The organism is Streptococcus sp. E29BA (genome assembly GCF_041807805.1).
Classification (GTDB): Bacteria; Bacillota; Bacilli; order Lactobacillales; family Streptococcaceae; genus Streptococcus; species Streptococcus entericus.
Genome location: NZ_JBGTZA010000035.1, coordinates 1 through 18,507, shown reverse-complemented (window position 1 = coordinate 18,507; position 18,507 = coordinate 1). Strand labels below are relative to the sequence as shown.

Annotated in this window: 19 protein-coding genes; 2 read left to right on the top strand and 17 right to left on the bottom strand. The window is 45.8% G+C overall.

The features are described from left to right. Nucleotides 1-150: 150 nt before the first annotated feature. Together lacD and ACERC8_RS08340 are read right to left on the bottom strand one after the other, a co-directional pair. Nucleotides 151-1,131 carry a tagatose-bisphosphate aldolase gene (gene lacD / locus ACERC8_RS08345; RefSeq protein ID WP_373659433.1) on the bottom strand — a complete coding sequence of 327 codons (981 nt, stop codon included), beginning with the start codon at nucleotides 1,129-1,131 and terminating at the stop codon, nucleotides 151-153. Nucleotide 1,132: 1 nt separating this feature from the next. Then, nucleotides 1,133-2,065, bottom strand: a complete 933-nt coding sequence (locus tag ACERC8_RS08340) for a tagatose-6-phosphate kinase (protein ID WP_373659432.1) — start codon at nucleotides 2,063-2,065, stop codon at nucleotides 1,133-1,135. Nucleotides 2,066-2,237: 172 nt separating this feature from the next. On the opposite strand from ACERC8_RS08340, the gene ACERC8_RS08335 reads away from it, so the two are divergent. Next, entirely contained in the window at nucleotides 2,238-3,014 is a 777-nt protein-coding gene (locus ACERC8_RS08335; protein ID WP_373659431.1) for a DeoR/GlpR family DNA-binding transcription regulator, read from the top strand. Nucleotides 3,015-3,049: 35 nt separating this feature from the next. On the opposite strand, the gene miaA is transcribed toward ACERC8_RS08335, so the two are convergent. Together miaA and ACERC8_RS08325 are read right to left on the bottom strand one after the other, a co-directional pair. Beyond that, on the bottom strand, nucleotides 3,050-3,949 hold the full coding sequence (gene miaA, locus ACERC8_RS08330) for a tRNA (adenosine(37)-N6)-dimethylallyltransferase MiaA (RefSeq protein ID WP_373659430.1): 900 nt from the start codon (nucleotides 3,947-3,949) through the stop codon (nucleotides 3,050-3,052). Then, nucleotides 3,939-4,202 (bottom strand): hypothetical protein, encoded by a 264-nt coding sequence (locus ACERC8_RS08325; RefSeq protein WP_373659429.1) that lies wholly within the window; start codon nucleotides 4,200-4,202, stop codon nucleotides 3,939-3,941. Before ACERC8_RS08325 ends, miaA begins: the two co-directional genes overlap by 11 nt. A gap of 83 nt (nucleotides 4,203-4,285) precedes the next feature. Between ACERC8_RS08325 and ACERC8_RS08320 the strand changes: the two genes are divergently transcribed. Continuing rightward, nucleotides 4,286-4,462, top strand: a complete 177-nt coding sequence (locus ACERC8_RS08320; RefSeq protein WP_018368475.1) for a DUF3042 family protein — start codon at nucleotides 4,286-4,288, stop codon at nucleotides 4,460-4,462. Between the two features lie 40 nt (nucleotides 4,463-4,502). Here the strand turns inward: ACERC8_RS08320 and ACERC8_RS08315 are convergent, their stop codons facing one another. From ACERC8_RS08315 to gmk, 13 genes are all read right to left on the bottom strand, one after another. Then, nucleotides 4,503-5,192, bottom strand: coding sequence for a YjjG family noncanonical pyrimidine nucleotidase (locus tag ACERC8_RS08315; protein WP_373659428.1), 690 nt, complete (start codon nucleotides 5,190-5,192; stop codon nucleotides 4,503-4,505). After that, nucleotides 5,192-5,566 (bottom strand): CvfD/Ygs/GSP13 family RNA-binding post-transcriptional regulator, encoded by a 375-nt coding sequence (locus ACERC8_RS08310; RefSeq protein ID WP_373659427.1) that lies wholly within the window; start codon nucleotides 5,564-5,566, stop codon nucleotides 5,192-5,194. Before ACERC8_RS08310 ends, ACERC8_RS08315 begins: the two co-directional genes overlap by 1 nt. Beyond that, the gene (locus ACERC8_RS08305) at nucleotides 5,566-6,966 is read right to left on the bottom strand and encodes a Cof-type HAD-IIB family hydrolase (RefSeq protein ID WP_373659426.1); all 1,401 of its coding nucleotides are present in this window, start codon (nucleotides 6,964-6,966) and stop codon (nucleotides 5,566-5,568) included. Before ACERC8_RS08305 ends, ACERC8_RS08310 begins: the two co-directional genes overlap by 1 nt. Before the next feature lie 129 nt (nucleotides 6,967-7,095). Then, complete coding sequence (locus ACERC8_RS08300) at nucleotides 7,096-7,737, bottom strand: response regulator (protein ID WP_373659425.1); 642 nt, start codon at nucleotides 7,735-7,737, stop codon at nucleotides 7,096-7,098. Continuing rightward, entirely contained in the window at nucleotides 7,721-8,731 is a 1,011-nt protein-coding gene (locus ACERC8_RS08295; RefSeq protein ID WP_373659424.1) for a sensor histidine kinase, read from the bottom strand. The genes ACERC8_RS08300 and ACERC8_RS08295 overlap by 17 nt, the downstream gene beginning before the upstream one ends. After that, complete coding sequence (liaF, locus tag ACERC8_RS08290; protein ID WP_018368469.1) at nucleotides 8,728-9,426, bottom strand: cell wall-active antibiotics response protein LiaF; 699 nt, start codon at nucleotides 9,424-9,426, stop codon at nucleotides 8,728-8,730. Before liaF ends, ACERC8_RS08295 begins: the two co-directional genes overlap by 4 nt. Nucleotides 9,427-9,565: 139 nt before the next feature. Beyond that, nucleotides 9,566-11,473 (bottom strand): Stk1 family PASTA domain-containing Ser/Thr kinase, encoded by a 1,908-nt coding sequence (gene pknB, locus ACERC8_RS08285; protein WP_373659423.1) that lies wholly within the window; start codon nucleotides 11,471-11,473, stop codon nucleotides 9,566-9,568. Continuing rightward, on the bottom strand, nucleotides 11,473-12,216 hold the full coding sequence (locus ACERC8_RS08280) for a Stp1/IreP family PP2C-type Ser/Thr phosphatase (RefSeq protein ID WP_018368467.1): 744 nt from the start codon (nucleotides 12,214-12,216) through the stop codon (nucleotides 11,473-11,475). The genes pknB and ACERC8_RS08280 overlap by 1 nt, the downstream gene beginning before the upstream one ends. 52 nt (nucleotides 12,217-12,268) lie before the next feature. Further along, the gene (gene rsmB / locus ACERC8_RS08275; RefSeq protein WP_373659434.1) at nucleotides 12,269-13,576 is read right to left on the bottom strand and encodes a 16S rRNA (cytosine(967)-C(5))-methyltransferase RsmB; all 1,308 of its coding nucleotides are present in this window, start codon (nucleotides 13,574-13,576) and stop codon (nucleotides 12,269-12,271) included. 4 nt (nucleotides 13,577-13,580) lie between these two features. Further along, nucleotides 13,581-14,513, bottom strand: a complete 933-nt coding sequence (fmt, locus tag ACERC8_RS08270; protein ID WP_373659421.1) for a methionyl-tRNA formyltransferase — start codon at nucleotides 14,511-14,513, stop codon at nucleotides 13,581-13,583. Between the two features lie 270 nt (nucleotides 14,514-14,783). Beyond that, nucleotides 14,784-17,168 carry a primosomal protein N' gene (locus ACERC8_RS08265; protein WP_373659419.1) on the bottom strand — a complete coding sequence of 795 codons (2,385 nt, stop codon included), beginning with the start codon at nucleotides 17,166-17,168 and terminating at the stop codon, nucleotides 14,784-14,786. A gap of 36 nt (nucleotides 17,169-17,204) precedes the next feature. Next, complete coding sequence (gene rpoZ, locus ACERC8_RS08260) at nucleotides 17,205-17,522, bottom strand: DNA-directed RNA polymerase subunit omega (protein WP_373659418.1); 318 nt, start codon at nucleotides 17,520-17,522, stop codon at nucleotides 17,205-17,207. 191 nt (nucleotides 17,523-17,713) lie between these two features. Further along, entirely contained in the window at nucleotides 17,714-18,328 is a 615-nt protein-coding gene (gene gmk / locus ACERC8_RS08255) for a guanylate kinase (protein ID WP_373659417.1), read from the bottom strand. Nucleotides 18,329-18,507 lie beyond the last annotated feature (179 nt).

Sequence of the window (18,507 nt, the reverse complement as noted above, 5' to 3'; positions counted from 1 at the left end):
GCGATATTGAGTAAATCAAGACTGAATTTGCGAATTTTATTTTTTTCTTCAGCTGATAATGTTTTTTGGGAAAATTGTGTAAGATATGATTATTGTACTGAAAAAAAAACTAAAAACAAGGCATGTCCCTTGTTTTTAGTCTTTATTGATTTAGGCTTTTTCTGTCCAAGGTGTTGCAGTTGTTTCCAATACCTTGTTGAGGTCATCAATGTTTTTGAAGCCTTCTGTGCGCAACCACTCGCGAGCTGCTTCTTTACCTTCTTTAATGTAAACTTCAACTGAACCAGCCCAAGTCGCACGTCCGCAAAGCACGCCGTTGAATTTAGCACCTGCTTCAGCGGCAAAAACCAAAGTATCTTGGAAGAGTTTGCTGGAAACACCTGCTGACAGGTAGATATATGGCAGATCGGTTGCTGCTTCTTGTTGACGGAAGAACTCGGCTGCTTCTTCTTTAGTGTAAACTACTTCGCCAGTTGCAAAACCTTCAACATAATTCATGTTAACAGGAACTTCAACCTTCAAGACATCCACGCCAAAACGCTCATCTGAGAAGACTTTCATAGCTTCAATCACTTTACGAGGCTTGACTTTAGCAAATTCTGGGCTAGCGTTGTCTTCGATAGTTTCATCGTAGCTGAGGATTTCTAGATAGAATGGGATATCCTCTGCCCTACACTCAGAACCGATACGCTCCATGTAGGCTTGTTTTTGTAAGTTGATGTACTCATCACCATCCACATCATAGTATAGGAGGAATTTTACAGCATCAGCCCCTTGCTCTTTGAGGCGTTTTGCAGACCATTCTACCAAACAGTCAGGCAAACGACCTGGCGTGCTGGCATCGTAGCCAGTCTTTTCATAGGCTAACAGAAGACCTGCATTTTCATCTTTGACTTGCACCGCTGGCAAGCCGTACTCAGGATCAAGCAAGATAGATGAAGCATACTTGGTCAATTCTTCTGATACTAAGCTTTTGAGTTCTTCAATTTGCGCCACAGTTGGCTCTTCTGTTTGATGCTTAGCCATCATTTTTTTAAGAGCTCCGCGTTGGTCAAAAGCAAGCGCCGAAATGACGCCCTTGCTATCTGACAGTTTTTCCATAAATGCACGTTTGTTTGCTGTTAATGTCATGTTACACCTCTTCTACTTTTAATTGTTGATACAGTTTATCATAGTTGGCCATATTGACATGACCGGTCATTTCTTCTTGGGCATTGAGCATGCCCAGGACATTGGCTTTTTTAAGTAAGTCTTGGTCACTTTCCTGATGGAAAATAGCTGACGCAATACCCGCAACAGTGGAGTCGCCTGAACCGACAGGATTGACCACATCGATTTTGGGGATAGTTACTCGGTAGAACTTGTCACCATGCTTAGCAAAGGCACCACCTGCTCCCAGAGACACCACAATCCACTCAATCCCTGCAAAGAGGTCATCCTGCAAAACAGTCTTGAGTTGGTCAATGTCTTTAGTCACTTCGATGCCCAGCAAATCAGATAACTCATCGTTATTCGGCTTAATGACTGTCGGTTTATGTTCTGACCATAAGACAGCCTCTAGGCTTGCCCCTGAACAGTCTAGGACAACTGGTTTACCCGCCTGTTGTGCCAAGTTCACTAAGCGAACATAATAGTCTGTTGGCAAACCTGCTGGAAGACTACCTGAGAGCACCACTACTGCGGTCTTATCCAGAAGTTGTTCAAAGTAACGGAGAAAGTCCTGAGTCTCTTGCTCAGATAAGGTCGGTCCTGCTTCCAATATCTCGGTTTGTTGACCGTCATCATGTAAGATGGCAACACAGTTCCGTGTCTCGCCAGCAATTCTAAAGAAAGCTGACTCAACATTTTCTGGTAAGTTATCTTCTATATAATCGCCCAGTCGTCCGCCCAAGCAACCACTAGCCAAAACCTGGTCGCCAACTTCTGCGAGTACTCGTGTGACATTCAACCCCTTGCCTCCTGCCGTTTTACGGGCATTAGGGACTCGATTGACCTTGTCAAGAACCAGTCTCTCTAAGAGATAAGCAACATCTACCGAAGGGTTCATGGTAATGGTTAAAATCATCTCGTTCTCCTTTCTATAAAAATTTTACACTATTATTTTACAATAGTTTTCAGAAAATGTCAATAGTTTTTGTTTGTTTTTGTTTGTTTTTAGAGGGTTGCGTTCTGGTTTGATTTTTTCGTCTGTCTGTGTTATGCTAAGAGTAAAAAAACAAGAGAGAAAGAGGTGCTACATGTTAAAAAACGAGCGTCTGCAACGTATTTTGGAATGGGTTAATAAACGAGGCTTGATTACCGTTCATGAAATTGTTGCTGAGTTGGATGTTTCTGATATGACTGTTCGCCGTGATTTGGATGAATTAGAAAAAGCCGGCAAATTAATTCGCGTTCATGGTGGGGCTCAGAGCATCGAAAACAATCAGAACTACGAAAAGTCTAACACTGAAAAGCTCACTCAACAAATGGCTGAAAAGGAAGAAATTGCCGATTTAGCTCTGCCATTGATCCAAGACAATGAAACCATCTTTTTCGGCCCAGGGACGACACTAGAGTGTTTGGCGAGAAAGGTACTTGACCGTAATCTTCGGATTATTACAAACAGTTTGCCGGTGTTTAATATCTTGATGACTAGTCCTACCATTGATGTTATTTTAATTGGTGGCAAATACCGCGATATTACGGGTTCCTTTATCGGTAGTTTGGCCAATCAGAGCATTAAGAGCATCAAATGCTCTAAGGTCTTTGTCAGTGCTAATGCTATTTATAAGGACTTGATTTCTACCTATAGCGAGACAGAAGGAAAGACCCAACAGCTCTCCATCGATAGTGCTATTGACAAATACCTGTTGGCGGATCACACAAAGTTTGGTAAATATGACTTTTATCCATTCTATAGCACCAGCCGTTTTGACAAGATTTTATCAGATTCTGGGCTCCCTGATGACGTCAAGGAAATGTACAGCAACTACACTGAAATTGTGACACCTCAAACTCCAACAGATGACGACTAGTTGTTATCTTTATAAAAACCAAGATTAGGCGATGCCTAATCTTGGTTTTTTGCTGTATCTGTCAAAAATTGAGTGACATCTGCTAGGATATCATCTGATTTAACCTGGCTAATGTTATAAAAATGGACAGACATGCGGTTACGAAACCAGGTTAGCTGTCGTTTTGCAAAACGGCGTGTCTGCTGTTTTAGCTTGTCAATGGCGGTATCTAGGTGACATTCTCCTGCAAAATAGGGGAATAGCTCTTTGTAGCCAATTCCACGGCTTGCTTGGGCATCACGGTGATGATCATACAACCATCTAGCTTCTTCTAAAAGACCTTGCGTTACCATCTTATCAACGCGTTGGTTGATGCGGTCATAGAGAATGACGCGGTCATCGGTCAAACCGATGATGTAAGCATCGTAATCAGTTGGTTGGTTGGTTAGTTCTTGCCCAAATTTGGCTAACTCGAGTGCTCTGATCGCTCGACGTCTGTTGGGCTGTGAGAGGGTGAGCTTCTGCTCGGCTATTTTTTCAAAGAGAGCTTCATCAGATAGTTGCTCGAGTGATTGGCGATAAGTAAGAACTGCCGCCTGATCCAGGTCACCGCCTAAGTGATAGCCCTCTAGCAAGCTCTGAATATAGAGGCCTGTCCCTCCTACAATAATCGGCAATTTGCCACGGCTAAGAATATCATCTATAGCAGCCCTTGCTTCTGTCACAAAATCATAAGCCGAATAGGTCTGTGTCACCTCTCGGACATCAATCAAGTGGTGGACTGCTGCCGCTTGCTCTAATGGACTGGCCTTAGCGGTCCCAATATCCAAACCACGATAGACCTGCTGGCTATCCCCTGAGATAATCTCTCCATCAAGGGCCTGAGCGAGCTGAATGCCTAGAGCTGTTTTACCAACAGCTGTTGGACCGACGATAACAAGTAATTTAGTTGGCATCATTCACCTGCCTTTCAAACGAATGGAGTGCTTTCTTTGGGGGCATTTTACCATGAACAACCACTGCCCAAAAATCGAGAAAAGGACGAGCTAATTCAAGGTAATCGTCAAAGACTGGTATCAGACCTTGTTTTATGTGAGAGTCATCCATCCGCCTCATCATCTGACTAAAACTGTTACTAGATTTGGGACCACTTTTAATGATAGCTTTCTTAGTCTTCTGAACTAGGTCTTCAGACTGAAATTGTCGCATCTGCCCTTCCTTTCACACTTTTTTCTTGAATTTTAACAGTTTTTTCGTTACACTTATTATAACACAAGAAAAGGAGAATACCTATGGCTAAAAAAGGTTCATTTACAAAAGGTTTACTAACAGGCATCGTCAGCACAGCAGCTGCTGTGGCAGGAGCTGTTTTTGCGGTTAAAAAAACCATTATTGATCCTGAAGAGGAAAAAGCAGCATTCATCGAAGAAAACCGTAAAAAAGCAGCTCGTCGTCGGACAGCTCGCTAAGGCTTATCCAGCCTGTAAAAAAGAGCGTCACGCTCTTTTTTTAGCGCTCTAAAAGTTTTAACAACTCTTCATAATCGGCTACGGTATAAGTCGGATAACTATCGTCATCAAGTTCACGGTGATGTGGGTTATAAAACACCGTATCCATCCCAAATTCACGTGCTCCCTTGATATCTGCCAGTTGGTTGTCCCCTATCATCAAGCTCGTTGACAGGGAAAAACCATCTACTTGCTCTGCTATTTTCTCAAAAAAGCGCCTATCTGGTTTCGGAAAACCGATTTGCTCGGAGATAAAAACCGCCTCAAAGTAGCCAACTAACCCAGAGCAATTGAGTCGCCCCTCTTGGATAGTAGCGACGCCATTGGTCGCGGCATAGAGTTTGTAGCCTTTGGCTTTTAGGGTCAATAGCAGAGCTTCTGCACCAGGATAGGTTTGACCTTGCTGGCTAAGATAAGTTTCGTAGATGTTGGCCAGTTGTCGCCCATCTACAGCCTGCCCAAAATGGGCAAACAAGCGAGCAAATCGACTGTCGATTAACTCCTGCTTGCTGACTTTACCAGCTTCCAAGTCTCTCCAAAGTTGACGATTAATGGTCTGATAGGCAGTGTGATAGGCAGGTAAGTCAACAACATTAAAATCTCTCAGCAACCGGTGCAATGCCACCCCTTCTGCTGCATCAAAATCCAGTAACGTATGGTCCAGGTCGAAGAATAAATTTGTATAAGGCATCAGCTTTCTTGCCCCTTTTGTTGTTCAGATAGCCGCTTTATCCCTTCCGCAATCCATTTAGGAAGCTGGTCGCGTAGAGGTGCGAAGCCTGTACGATAGCGGTGACGGGAAAACCGATGAAAGTTTGCCAGCGGTTGACCTTTTGAAGCAAGGCTGCGCATGGAAAAACTCACTTTTTTACTGTACTCATCAATGTCGATAATCTGTACGATCACTTCTTGACCTATCGCGACTTGCTGATAAATGTTATCAACATATCCTGACTTTAGTTCCGAAATATGAACCAGACCAACCAGATTATTTGGAAGTTCAACAAAAATACCGTAAGGCTTGATGCCAATTACCGTGCCTGTTAAGGTATCGCCAACTTTCATCAGTCAATCACCTCAACATGCTCAATGACAACGTCTTCCAAAGGTCGGTCAGCATAATCCGTTTCAAGAGCAGCAATCTTGTCTAGCACCTCAAAGGAAGTAGCGTCAGCAATTTGCCCGAAAACGGTATGGCGACGATCCAAATGCGGGGTGCCGCCCTCCTTTGCATAAACCTCTGTAATGGCTTCTGGCCACCCACCGCGGGTCAACTCCTTTTTGCTAAAGGCTAACTTGCTATTTTGCACAATGAAGAACTGGCTACCATTGGTATTTGGACCGGCGTTAGCCATAGACAGAGCTCCTCGAATGTGGTAGAGCTCCGCAGAGAACTCGTCCTCAAAGCGATCACCGTAGATAGACTCGCCACCCATACCGGTGCCTGTTGGGTCACCGCCTTGAATCATAAATTCCTTGATAATACGGTGGAAAATCACACCGTCATAGTAACCTGACTTAGCAAGGGCAATGAGGTTGGCCACCGTTTTTGGCGCTTGCTCTGAGAAAAGTTTGAGGGTCATGTCCCCTTGGTTGGTATGGAAGGTGACGATTGGTCCTTGATGTTGGTCCAAATGTAGCTGAGGCAGGGTTAATTTTTCATCAATCAGACCCAGTTTTACTAATGCCTTGTAAATGCCATCTTCTTCAACAGAATCAGTCACCAAATCGGCTTTTTCTTTAATGGCTTCAATCGCACCACCCATAGCGACTGACAGACCTGCGTAATCAAAAACTTCCAAGTCATTTCTCTCATCGCCAAAGACTAAAATATTTTCAGGTTTGAGGTCAAGGGCTTTGGCAACTTGTTCTACCCCGAGGGCCTTGCTAACATGGGTCAAAACGACATCAGATGAGTTCTTATGCCAACGCACCAAACGAAGGTCTTTGGCTAGAGCTTCTGGTAGTTGCAGGTCATCACCGATTTCCTCAATCGTCCACATCTGGTAAACCGCATGGTCTTTGTGAAAGTCTGGCTCAACGGCTAGTTCCCCATAGACTGGATCGAGGGCAAGTTCAACAATAGCGGTGCGTTTAGAGACGACAGCCTTTTGGCTACCTACAAAACCGTAGTCAATCCCAACTTCATCACACCAAGCAACAAACTGCTCAACCAGCTCCTGTGGAATTGGCTCTGAAAACAATTCCTTACCTTTTTTGTCCTCAACATATGACCCATTGATGGTAACAAAATAGTCCGGATTGAGTGCTCGAATTTCTGGCACAACACCGTAAATCGCTCGACCAGAAGCAATGCCTGTCACAATCCCTTTCGCTCGTAGTTGGTCGAAGACATAGCTGATGGTTTCTGGCATGTAGCTGGTCGCCTTGACACGTAAGGTATCATCGATATCAAAGAAAACAGCCTTGATTTTTTTTGCTTTATAACGTAATTTTACCTGCATATCATTTCCTCACTTTTAACAATTTCTCTCTATTATACCATAAAGCTAAAAACCAGTCGTTCCAAAAGAACGACCAGTTGATTTGTTTTATTTTTTTCATCAGCAACTAGCTTGGTGGTACGCACTAAGCTAGTTATCTTTTTCCACCAAATTATGCTGAAATGCATAGACAACTGCTTGTGTACGGTCTGATACGCCTAACTTAGCTAAAATGTTAGACACATGGGTTTTCACTGTTTTGAGCGAGATGAAGGACACATCAGCGATGGTCTGATTATCATAACCTTTGGCTAGCAATCCCAGAACTTCACGCTCACGGGCAGTCAACTCATCATGAGGCGCAGGCGTGTTTTTGTGGTATCGGAATTTACGATCAACTTCAGTTTGGATAGCTAGCTCCCCTTTGGCCACTTTTCGAATCGCATGGAGAATTTCTGCAGCGCTGGAGGTTTTTAGCATGTAGCCTTTTGCGCCTGCTTGAATAACAGGGTAAATTTTTTCATTATCTAGGTAAGATGTCAACACCAAAATGTTGACATCAGACCAGCTCTTGAGAAGTGTCAACGTGGCTTCAACGCCATCTATCTCAGGCATAACCAAATCCATCACCACGACATCAGGTCGCAACTCTAACGCCATCTCAACACCAGCTCTGCCATTATCAGCTTCCCCAATAACATCAATATCAGCCTGCATGTTTAAAAAACTGCTAAGCCCCAGGCGCACCATCTCGTGGTCATCCACTAAGATCACATTAATCTTGTTCATCATCGTTTTCCTCCAAAATAGGGACGCGAATATCCATAGATACTCCCTTACCTTTAGCGCTTATGAGTTGTACACTGCCAGCCAAATCCTCAATACGGTCTTCGATATTTTTCAAACCGTAGCTCAAACTCCTCACTTCATCAACATCAAAACCAACACCGTTGTCAATCATTTTTAACTGGACTTCGTTAACTGTCTGCTTGAGATAAACATCTAGCTGACTGGCCTTAGCATGTTTGAGGGTGTTGCTGATAAATTCTTGAGCAATACGGAAAAGCTGTTCTTCAATCACTTTAGGCAGGCCTTGGATATCCTCATGATAGCTAATCGCCATATCGCTTTTGTCCCTTAACTCTGTCAAAATCATGGCAAAGCCTTCTGACAAGGTTTTGCCTTCCAACTCCGTCGGACGCAGATGCAAAAGTAAAATCCTTAAATCTTTTTGAGCATTTTGCAAAATATCTTCCACCGTAACCAGCTGGTGTTTGATTTGCTCTATATCTAAATCTCCCACTACCTGAGATAACCCAGATACAATCATCGTTGCTGCAAACAGCTCCTGACTGACCGTATCGTGCAGGTCACGCGCGATACGCTTTCGCTCACGCTGGACAATCTCTTGACCATTGTGAATGTAGGCATTTTCTGTTTTTTGCAGACTAGCTGTCAACTGCTGGATTTTGTTAGACAATCGTGTGATATTTGTTCCCAGCTCTGTATTTGGCTGTTTGGAGATGGTTTGATTAGTCAACATTCGCTTGAGGTTTTTATTGAGGTGGCGTTTTGCCACTTCATCTGACCAATACCAGACCATCAAAAATAGCAAGGTTAAGGAGAGACTCAAAGAGACAATCGCAAACAAGAGACGCCATACCCCAAAAGGATTGGCAGTCAAGTCCGGAAAACCTAAGCCAAAGCTGGTCATAATGATATAGGCAACTGCTGAGATGATGACGACCGCATACAAAAACATGACTAAAATGGTTTGTTTTTTCATCGTCGAACCACCTCAACTTGACCCGCAATAAGATTAACCATTATCTTGACTGACCGATGAGCCGAGGCATAAGATTCCTCCTCAAGTTTCAGTGACTCGTTACGTAAATCATACTCAGGAAAATCAAAAAACGTCACTGTCCCATACACTGCACTAACATTGAGGCTAACAGCCACATCAACCGGTACACGAATGACTGTCGGACCATACACCTTACGGATGATGATGACATTATCACACCCTGCCAGAATGACCTTTGACAAGTCCAGTGTATCTGAACCGCTCACACGAATAATATTCACATCATCAAAAGCGTAACTTTCCGTTAACACAGGTTCGCTAGAGCCAACCCAGTCATTTGGTCTGGGCGTTACCGACAGGTCTTGAGACTTAAATTCAATCAAAGCGAGCTGATTTTTTTCTTTGACCTGTGAAAAAGAGTTGATAATGGTATAAACAACCCCGAGTACCACAGCTGCAATCACGAAAGGATTCAGCATAAAGATCAAGAATAGTAATAATAAGCCCGCGGTCAAAAGAAAATTACTTTGATTGCCTTGGTTATAAAAGCGAAGTGCCAACAAGACAACGACTAAAATTAACAAAAAACTGTAGAGGCTCTCGGATAAAATCGTCATCAGCGCCAAGGCTAGGAGAACCGCTTCGACCAGTAAAAAGAATTGAAATTTTTTCATGTCTCCCTCCTTTCTTGCATTTTACCAGAAATTAGGCATTTTTGCAGAAATAAAACAACTTATCCGCAAAAAAAAAAGAGGGAAATCATAAACCGTTCAGGTTTGATAACTCCCTCTTCTATTCAAACTAACGTTAGCATTAACTGCCTTCCGTTTGAGTTGATGTTGTCGTTCCAGTTTCAGAAGTTGACGATGTGCTTGTGTCGCTAGTTGTCGATGAGGGCACATAAGCTTCACTTGATGACGAGCTTGATGAACTGCTAGCTTCTGCTGGGTCATCTTCCAAATAAAGCTCGATATAGCCTGCTTCTGATAAATTAAACAGTTCCCCTGAGTAAGGTGTCTGACCAGCAACTAATCGTCCTGCCGCTGGAGTTTTAACTTCTAAGCCAGCCAGCGTGTAGTATTTAATCTTAGAGGAGTTGACACCTAGGTTCTTCAGTAGAGCCGTCGCCTGCTCCTGCGTTGTGCCGATGAGATTAGGCATAGTGATATAGCTACTTACAGCCACTTCAAAGGTTATCTTACCTGACTTACCAATGGTGTAGGTTGAACCTGCTTTTGGACTCTGACTGAGAATCGTCCCTGCTTCTTCCTCTGTCGTCTTCACATTCTTCACAACAATTTGTTCAGATGTTATCCCATAATCTGACAACAAACGAGAAGCAACACTCTCGTACGTCTCCCCAACATAATCTGGCATTTCAAAGCTCAGCCGGCCTGCGGAAACATAGAGATTGACCTTGGCACCTTTTTTGCGGTTGGTGCCTGCGACAGGATCGGTTTTAACCACATGACCTTTTTCAACCGTTTCGCTTTCAACCTCGACCACCTGACCTAGAGCAAGCCCTTCATCAGTCAACCTCTGGATGGCTTGTTCTTGGGGCACACCGATGAGTTCTGGGACTTTAATTGTTGCAGGGCTGCTCAATACTAAATAAGCAAAACCTGTCATCACAAGAAACATCAGTGCAACTAGAATTTTAGCAAGCGTTGAAAAGAGCGATGGTTTAGATCGTTTAGTGGTGTGCGCTGCCTTTTCCTCAACGGGTTTATAACTACTGGTCTGCTCCACGCGTGGCGACCGACCTGGAATGGTTTGTGTCATCTGGCTGACACGGGTTTGCTGACGAGGCGGTGGCACTGGCGTTGGTTCAACCTTCGGCAGAGGTTTTGTTACCGTTGTCTCTTCAAAGCTCAGTCGCCGTTCGTTGCGACGACTAGGATAAAGGGCTGTAGCAAGGTCACGACTCATTTGGAAGGTTGAAATATAGCGGTCAGTCAGTTTTTTGGCTGTCGCTCGAATCACGATATTTTCCAAGGATTGAGGAACCTGAGGATTTTCAGCTAAAATAGACGGTAGTGGCTTTTGAAAATGCTGAAGCGCAATGGTCACCGCACTATCTCCGTCAAATGGAATGTGACCTGTCAGCATCTCATAAAGCATGATCCCCATAGCGTAAATGTCACTCTGTACAGTCGCTTTTGACCCACGCGCCTGCTCAGGTGACAGGTAATGAACCGACCCCAGCATCGAATTGGTCTGTGTCAGGCTGGTTTCTGCAAAAGCAACAGCTATCCCAAAATCCGTTACCTTAGCACGACCTGATTTGGTCAGTATGACATTTTGTGGTTTTAAATCTCGGTGAACAATGCCTTGTTGATGCGCTAGGGTCATCGCAGACAAGACTTCTGTCATGATGCGACTAGCTTCCTCGCTAGTGAGAGGACCTTTTTCTTGGATATATTTTTTCAAGTCCCAACCATCAATGTATTCCATGACAATGAATTGCTGTCCTTCGTCTTCACCAATGTCACGGATACCAACAATATTGGGATGATTGAGTTCAGCCATGGCTCTAGCCTCACGTTGAAAACGTGCAACAGCGACTTGGTCCGTCTGGTAGTTGGTTCGGAGGATTTTGATAGCGACTTCTTCATCATCTAAAATCAGGTCACGTCCGAGATAAACATCCGCCATGCCACCTCGTCCGATTGATTTAACAATGCGGTAACGACCTGCAAATAGTTTTCCTGTAGCAAGCATCAGGCCACCTCCCCTCCGACTTGAACCAAGGCAACCGTGATATTATCCAAGCCTCCTGCAAAATTAGCTTCATTAACCAGCAATTCCGCTTTGCCTTCAAGGCTCAACTCATCTGTGATAATACGGGTAATGACTTCGTTAGAAACAAGGTTTGTCAGCCCATCACTATTGACCAAAAGATAATCGCCTGGGAACAGTTCTTGAATGGCTAAATCAATGTCTAATGGCTGCGATTGACCAACAGATTGCGTAATGATATTGCGTTGAGGGTGAGTCTGTGCTTCCTCAGCAGTGAGCTGACCTGCCTTAACGAGCGCATTAACCAAGGAATGGTCACTCGTCAGCTGATGGTAAATACCTTCTCGGACTAAGCCAACACGAGAGTCACCAACATGGGCAAAAATGGCATAATTGCCGACCAGAGCTAACGCTTCGATGGTTGTCCCCATGCCTTGGTAGTCTTCCGTTTGCCCCATCTCAAAAATCTTTTGATTTTCAACTTGGATGGTCTCTAAAAGCCAAGAACGAATAGGCTCCCAGTCGCCCTCTGTAAACTCTGTACTAACCCAGGCACGCCCCAAATCTGTCACAGTCACCTGACTAGCAATGTGACCAGCCTTGTGACCACCCATACCATCAGCTAAAACAATTAAAGTCTGCCCACCTTTGTTTACAAACTTGTTGACATAGTCTTGGTTGTTCGACCGTTTTTGACCAATGTCCGTTTTTAAAGCTATTTTCATTTGTCATCTTTCCTTTCATTCAGATACGAGAAGTACCAGCACTATATGGCCCTTAATAACGGCGACACAACTGGGCAATAAAGAAACCATCTGTCCCAAACTGCTCAGGGGTAATGACTAAACAGCCCTCTGAGACGATGCTCTCCTGCTCGTGGCTAAGAGGCACCTGTTCAAAATTGGGATGGCTGGCCAAAAAGGCTGCGATCACCTGCTGATTTTCCTCCGCCACAATCGTGCAAGTACTATAGGTCATTATACCACCAACCCGTAGGGTTTGACAAACACTAGCTAGAATCTCTAGCTGAATGGTCTGCAAGGCCATGAAATCCCCTGCTTCCTTGCGGTATTTGAGGTCTGGCTTGCGGCGCATGAGCCCAATCCCTGAACAAGGCGCATCCACCAAGATTTTATCAAAGTGATCTTTGGGAAAATAGCGGTGCACCTGACTGGCATCCAGTTTGAGTAGCTTGACACGGTCAGTCACTCCGAGACGCTCAGCATTCTCCGTAATCAAGTCCAGTTTGTGGTCATAGAGGTCCAGAGCTGTCACCTGACCTGTGGTCAAATAGCTGGCGATGTGAACTGTCTTGCCACCTGGAGCTGCACAAGCATCCAGCACCTGCTCCTGCCCTTGCAGGTTTAAGGTCGGTGCAACCAGCTGGCTAGTCTCGTCCTGAATAGTCACTAAGCCTTTAGCAAAATCAGCCGTCCCAGCAAAATGCCCGCTATGCTTGGTCAAGCCGACAGGTGACAGGAGCGACTGGTCAGCCCCTGTTTCAGCCTTAATCCGCTCCAACTGATTAGGATCTGTCACTCGGATACTGGCCTTGTTACGGACGTAGAGGCTTGCCATGATGGCTACGGCGCGCTCCTCCCCAAACTGGTCTATCAGCTTTTTGACCAGCCAGACTGGCAGACTGTATTGCACAGCATAGCGCTTATTGACCCGCTTGATCTGAGCAGGGTTTGGGCGCTCTTCACGCAAGAAACGGCGCAGAACCGCATTGACTAGCTTGTCCGCCCCTGAGTTTTTGTGCCGTGCTTTCGCAAGGTCAACTGCGGCATTAACCACCGCATGGTCTGGAATTTTATCCAAATAGAAGATTTGGTAAAGGCTGGTCATGAGCAGGTAGTAGACCCAGCTGTCTAGCTTGTCTCGGTCGGCGATGTAGTGCGCCAAGTACCACTCCAGTGTGATTTTCCGAGCGACGGTGCCATAAACCAGCTCGGTGACCAAACCCTTATCAGCTGGTGAGAGCGAGGTCTTAGTCAGGTGCTGGTTGAGGACGATGTTGCTGTAAGCCTCTTGGTCAAAGATTTCCTCGAGAATCTGCAGGGCAAGTCCCCTTGCGGTATCCATCTGCCTAGCCAAAGTAGTCACCTACCTGCAAGTCACGCCCAGCCCCATTGAGAAAGTCTGCAATCGGCATTTTTGGCTTGCCAGCAGGCTGAACACTCAGGAGGCGAACAGCGCCAGTTCCTGCCGCCACAATCAGGTCTTTCTTGGTTTTTGCGATGATTTGACCAGGTTGGCCTTGACCGTCTACTGCGGCAACCTCGTAGAGTTTGAACCGTTCCCCAGCTAGGAAGGTATGGGCAACTGGTAAGGGATTAAGCCCTCTGACCTTGTTGAAAACCTGACGGTTGGTCAGCTGCCAGTCGATAACTTCCTCCTCTGGTCGAATGTTGGGAGAAAAGGTGACTTGGCTAGGGTCTTGGGGTTCAGGGGTAATCTCACCTGCCAGATACTTGGGCAGGCAATCCAGTAGTAAATCACGTCCCAGCTCTGCCATTTTTCCAAAAAGCGTGCCGACGTTGTCACTCTCCAAAATCGGGGTTACGCGCTTGGCGACCATATCCCCAGCATCCATCTCCTTGACCATCTCCATAATGGTCACGCCGACCTCCTCGTCACCGTTGATGAGGGCGTAGTGGATAGGCGCCCCGCCACGGTATTTGGGCAAAAGGGAGGCATGAACGTTGAGGGCAAAACTCATTGACTTGAGCAGGCGTTCAGGCAAAAACTGCCCAAAGGCTGCCGTGATGATGCCGTCTGCGCCCAGGGCAATCAGGTCTTCTAGCTCCTGACTGCCAGAGAGTTTCTCAGGCTGGTAGACAGGGAGCTTGTTGGCAAGAGCCAGCTCCTTAACCGGTGTCATGGTTAAGGTTTTCTTACGCCCGACAGCACGGTCAGGCTGGGTCACTACAGCCATAATCTCGTAGCGGTCGTCGTTGAGCAAGCCTTGGAGAACAGTCGCGGAAAAGGCAGGTGTCCCCATAAAAATCAGTTTAGTCATCTCTTCTCTTTTCTATTTCTAATGGTAATCTTACCGGCCCTTGCAAGGCCGTCTTGTCTCTACTATTATATCATATTTGACAAGGAAACCCTCACCAGTTGGTTTGCTGACAGGACAAGCACTTCAAGAAAAGCACTCTGACGACTTAATTGTAGTACCACAAGTGCTTTACTGAAATTTTTCAAAACATCTATAACGATTGATAGACTACTTAGCAACATCATCTCATCAGCAAGAGAGCTGCTGGTGGAGGACTATAACAAGAGATACTCACATGATATTCTGCGGTTCATAGTCAATGCTCACCCTCAAATCCTTATTGGTCTTGTCTTGAGTCAGGTCAAGGAGTTGATTAAGAGCGTCTTGGAGCTTGGGTTCTTGTTTGAAGGTCAGTAGCAACTGGTAATGGTAAAGGTTGTGGGTTCTGGAGACAGCTTTTGGGACAGGACCCAGATACCTGACTTGATCAGACAGGTGAGTTTTGAGCAGGTCCAGAAAAGCATAGCTGGCCTTAATGACTGCCTGCTCGTCCTTGTGGGAAATGGTCAGGGCAACGGTGTAAAAATAAGGTGGGTAGCCCAGCGCCCGTCGTATACCCATCTCGTAACGGTAAAATCCCTCGTAATCGTGATGTTTGGCAAAGGTAATGGCATAGTGATCGGGGTTGTAGGTCTGGATGATGACCTCCCCAGCCTTGTCCGCCCGACCAGCCCGACCAGCCACCTGGGTCAAGAGTTGGAAGGTCCGCTCGGATGCCCTAAAATCAGGCAGGTTGAGCGAGGTATCTGCATTTAAGACCCCGACCAAGGTCACATTCGGGAAATCCAGTCCCTTAGCAATCATCTGGGTCCCCAATAAAATGTCTGCTTTCCCATTGCCAAAAGCTTCTAACAGTTTCTGGTGACTACCTTTTTTCTTGGTTGTGTCCACATCCATCCTGAGAACTTTGGTTTCTGGAAAGAGCTGTTCCAGCTCATCAGCAGCCTTTTGCGTGCCTGTCCCGTAGTAGGAGATGGAGGCACTCTGACAGTTCGGACAGGTTCTGGGAATACCCTTGGTAAAGCCACAGTAGTGGCAGTTCATGGTGCGAGTGGTCATGTGTAGGGTCAGGGAGATGTCACAGTTGACACAATTATCCACATAAGAACAATCCCGACACATGACAAAGCTGGAGTATCCCCTGCGGTTGAGGAGAAGCACCACCTGCTCACCCTTGTTCAAGCGGTCACGGATCTTTTCGACCAAAGGCGGCGTAAAATTGCCCATCTCCTGCTGACCGATATAATCCCTAAAATCAACGACCTCCACCGTCGGAATGACCGCTAAGGGGTTAGCACGTTCGGTCAAGGTCAAGAGCTGATAAACCCCTTTGCTAGCACGAGCTCGTGATTCGATGGCGGGTGTCGCTGATCCGAGCACCAGAGCAGCCTTATGGTATTTGGCACGTAGCACCGCCACGTCTCTAGCGTGGTAGCGAGGGTTGGATTCTTGCTTATAGGTCGCCTCATGCTCCTCATCGATGATGATGGCTCCAATATTCTCTAAGGGAGCAAAAATAGCAGATCGGGCACCGACGACGACCTTAGCCTGTCCACGGCGGATTTTCAGCCATTCGTCGTACTTTTCCCCATCCGATAGCCCGGAGTGCATGATGGCCACCTGTCGACCAAAACGCGAGATAAAGCGACTGGTCATCTGTGGGGTCAGGACAATTTCAGGCACAAGGACAATAGCAGTTTTGCCCATCTTCAAGGTCTGGTCGATGATGTGGAGATAGACCTCGGTCTTACCAGACCCAGTCACCCCCTCTAGCAAAAAGGGTGAGCTCTCTTGACCGATGGCAGCAGTTACTGCGGTAACTGTCTCTTGTTGCTGGCTGTTGAGCTGGATAAACTCGGTCTGTTTGACCCCTTCAAAATAGACCCGACTACGACTCTCCTCGCGCTCAGTCACTAGCAGCACCCCTTGCTCTATAAACCAGTTAACCACAGCAGGCGAGAAGGTCTTATTGAGGTCACTGACCTTACCGTCATCTGGGTGTTTAGTTAGAAACTCAGCCAGCTCCAACCGTTTTGTTGCTCTTGAGGAAATAGCTGAGCGGTCGAGCTGGTCAAGATTGACCTGATAGTAGCGGACCGTTTTGATCTGCTTTTTATCTGTTGCCAGATAGACAACTTCAGCTTGACCAGTCTTAACCAGGTCTTTGACCTGAACCTGCTGGTCAGCAGTCAACTCTGCCAGCCTCATCTCTTTTTTCCCAGTTGGGAAAAGGTCTGAAACAAGATCAATCGAGGTAAGCTTGACCACCTTGTTATAAGCTGAATTGAGAAGGCTGGGCAGCATGGCTTTAAGCAGACTGATTTTATAAGAAAAGACTGTCCGACGCAAAGCGTCAGCCAAATCCAACTGTTCCTGATTGAGGACAGGCTCTAAATCCAAGACTGCTAGAACAGGCTTTAACGTCATGTCCTGATTAGCTATTTCTTCAAAACCAACCACAAAGCCTTGCAAGGGACGGTTTGTCGCTCCAAAGGGAACATGAACCCGTGAGCCAACTGCAATCAGAGCCACCAGCTCGTCAGGAACCAAGTAAGAGTAAGGCTGGTCGGTCTGTTTAAGTGGCAAATCGATGATAATCTGGGCAATTTTTGGCATGATGTGATACGGAAAAATCTAAGATTGGGGACAACCTTAGATTTTTTCTCCTTCTTCTTTTTCTTTTGCGATTTGTTCCTTGATTTTACGCTCTTCCTCTTCACGTTTGAGGCGTTCTGCTTCGATACGCGCCAGCACAGCTGCCCGTTTAGCATCTGGCTCTGGGTGAATGGTCACGAGACCCGCTTCAATTTCTTCCAAAGCACGCAGGGTTGATTTGACAGAGCTGAAACTTTTAGTCGTTGGCCTGGCACCCGCTTCAAGTTCGTGCGCTCGCTTGGCTTGGAGAACGCAAAGGGAGTATTTTGATGGCACCTTGTCCAGCAAGGTATCGATAGAAGGTTTTAACATCATATATCATAATCTCTTTTCTGTAAATATCGGAAAAATAGCAGAGCTAAACAAGTCTGAATCGACGATTAGCACTTATTCAGTATCTTTGCTGTTGTCTCACTTTGACCAAGGGCCTACTAGAGACAGCAGTTAGTTAGGCGAGGAGAGGTGGCGTATTCCTTTGACCAATTCCAGCAATGAGCAAAAACAACTTAAATGTCATTGATCATGTCATTGTAGTGACCGATGCAACGCTCTACGCGGAAATGCTCAACTTCAATAATTTTCTTAACCCGTTCAGCAGCCAGATGAACTTCATCGTTAACCACTGCGTAATCGTATTCTCGCATGAGGGCAATTTCCTCTTTGGCTCGTGCGATACGTTGGGCGATGACGTCTTCTGAGTCAGTCCCTCGACCGACCAGACGGTCTTGTAATTCTTCTAAATCAGGCGGTGTCAAAAAGATAAAGACCCCATCTGGCACCTTTTTCTGAACTTGAAGCGCCCCTTGGACCTCGATTTCGAGAAAAACGTCTATGCCCTTGTCCAAGGTTTCATTGACGTAGGTCAAGGGTGTGCCGTAGTAATTACCGACGTACTCTGCATACTCCAACATTTGACCGTTACGAATGAGCTCCTCAAACTCTTCGCGCGTGCGGAAGAAATAATCAACACCGTCAACCTCCCCAGGTCGTTGGGGACGAGTCGTCATCGAAACAGAGTAGGCAAATTTATTATCTGGGCTTGAAAAAATGGCTTCCCTTACTGTGCCTTTCCCGACACCGGATGGACCAGAAAAGACAATCAGCAATCCACGTTCAGACATGATAGGCTCCTTTTATGTTCTTCCCTCTAGTTTAACAGATAGAGGCTAAATTGGCAAGTAGGTTACTCTTTTCACACGACAAACGCATGAACCTCTGTTTGGTGTTTTATCCTTCCTCCTCCCTTTTTTGACTAGATGAGTTTTCTCAAATATTGATCAAAAGCCAAACTAAGGTGAAA

What these genes read in the sequence shown, in the direction of transcription:
- lacD (WP_373659433.1), bottom strand. Translation starts at nt 1,131, where the DNA reads ATGACATTAACAGCAAACAAACGTGCATTTATGGAAAAACTGTCAGAT.
- ACERC8_RS08340 (WP_373659432.1), bottom strand. Translation starts at nt 2,065, where the DNA reads ATGATTTTAACCATTACCATGAACCCTTCGGTAGATGTTGCTTATCTC.
- ACERC8_RS08335 (WP_373659431.1), top strand. Translation starts at nt 2,238, where the DNA reads ATGTTAAAAAACGAGCGTCTGCAACGTATTTTGGAATGGGTTAATAAA.
- miaA (WP_373659430.1), bottom strand. Translation starts at nt 3,949, where the DNA reads ATGCCAACTAAATTACTTGTTATCGTCGGTCCAACAGCTGTTGGTAAA.
- ACERC8_RS08325 (WP_373659429.1), bottom strand. Translation starts at nt 4,202, where the DNA reads ATGCGACAATTTCAGTCTGAAGACCTAGTTCAGAAGACTAAGAAAGCT.
- ACERC8_RS08320 (WP_018368475.1), top strand. Translation starts at nt 4,286, where the DNA reads ATGGCTAAAAAAGGTTCATTTACAAAAGGTTTACTAACAGGCATCGTC.
- ACERC8_RS08315 (WP_373659428.1), bottom strand. Translation starts at nt 5,192, where the DNA reads ATGCCTTATACAAATTTATTCTTCGACCTGGACCATACGTTACTGGAT.
- ACERC8_RS08310 (WP_373659427.1), bottom strand. Translation starts at nt 5,566, where the DNA reads ATGAAAGTTGGCGATACCTTAACAGGCACGGTAATTGGCATCAAGCCT.
- ACERC8_RS08305 (WP_373659426.1), bottom strand. Translation starts at nt 6,966, where the DNA reads ATGCAGGTAAAATTACGTTATAAAGCAAAAAAAATCAAGGCTGTTTTC.
- ACERC8_RS08300 (WP_373659425.1), bottom strand. Translation starts at nt 7,737, where the DNA reads ATGATGAACAAGATTAATGTGATCTTAGTGGATGACCACGAGATGGTG.
- ACERC8_RS08295 (WP_373659424.1), bottom strand. Translation starts at nt 8,731, where the DNA reads ATGAAAAAACAAACCATTTTAGTCATGTTTTTGTATGCGGTCGTCATC.
- liaF (WP_018368469.1), bottom strand. Translation starts at nt 9,426, where the DNA reads ATGAAAAAATTTCAATTCTTTTTACTGGTCGAAGCGGTTCTCCTAGCC.
- pknB (WP_373659423.1), bottom strand. Translation starts at nt 11,473, where the DNA reads ATGCTTGCTACAGGAAAACTATTTGCAGGTCGTTACCGCATTGTTAAA.
- ACERC8_RS08280 (WP_018368467.1), bottom strand. Translation starts at nt 12,216, where the DNA reads ATGAAAATAGCTTTAAAAACGGACATTGGTCAAAAACGGTCGAACAAC.
- rsmB (WP_373659434.1), bottom strand. Translation starts at nt 13,576, where the DNA reads ATGGATACCGCAAGGGGACTTGCCCTGCAGATTCTCGAGGAAATCTTT.
- fmt (WP_373659421.1), bottom strand. Translation starts at nt 14,513, where the DNA reads ATGACTAAACTGATTTTTATGGGGACACCTGCCTTTTCCGCGACTGTT.
- ACERC8_RS08265 (WP_373659419.1), bottom strand. Translation starts at nt 17,168, where the DNA reads ATGCCAAAAATTGCCCAGATTATCATCGATTTGCCACTTAAACAGACC.
- rpoZ (WP_373659418.1), bottom strand. Translation starts at nt 17,522, where the DNA reads ATGATGTTAAAACCTTCTATCGATACCTTGCTGGACAAGGTGCCATCA.
- gmk (WP_373659417.1), bottom strand. Translation starts at nt 18,328, where the DNA reads ATGTCTGAACGTGGATTGCTGATTGTCTTTTCTGGTCCATCCGGTGTC.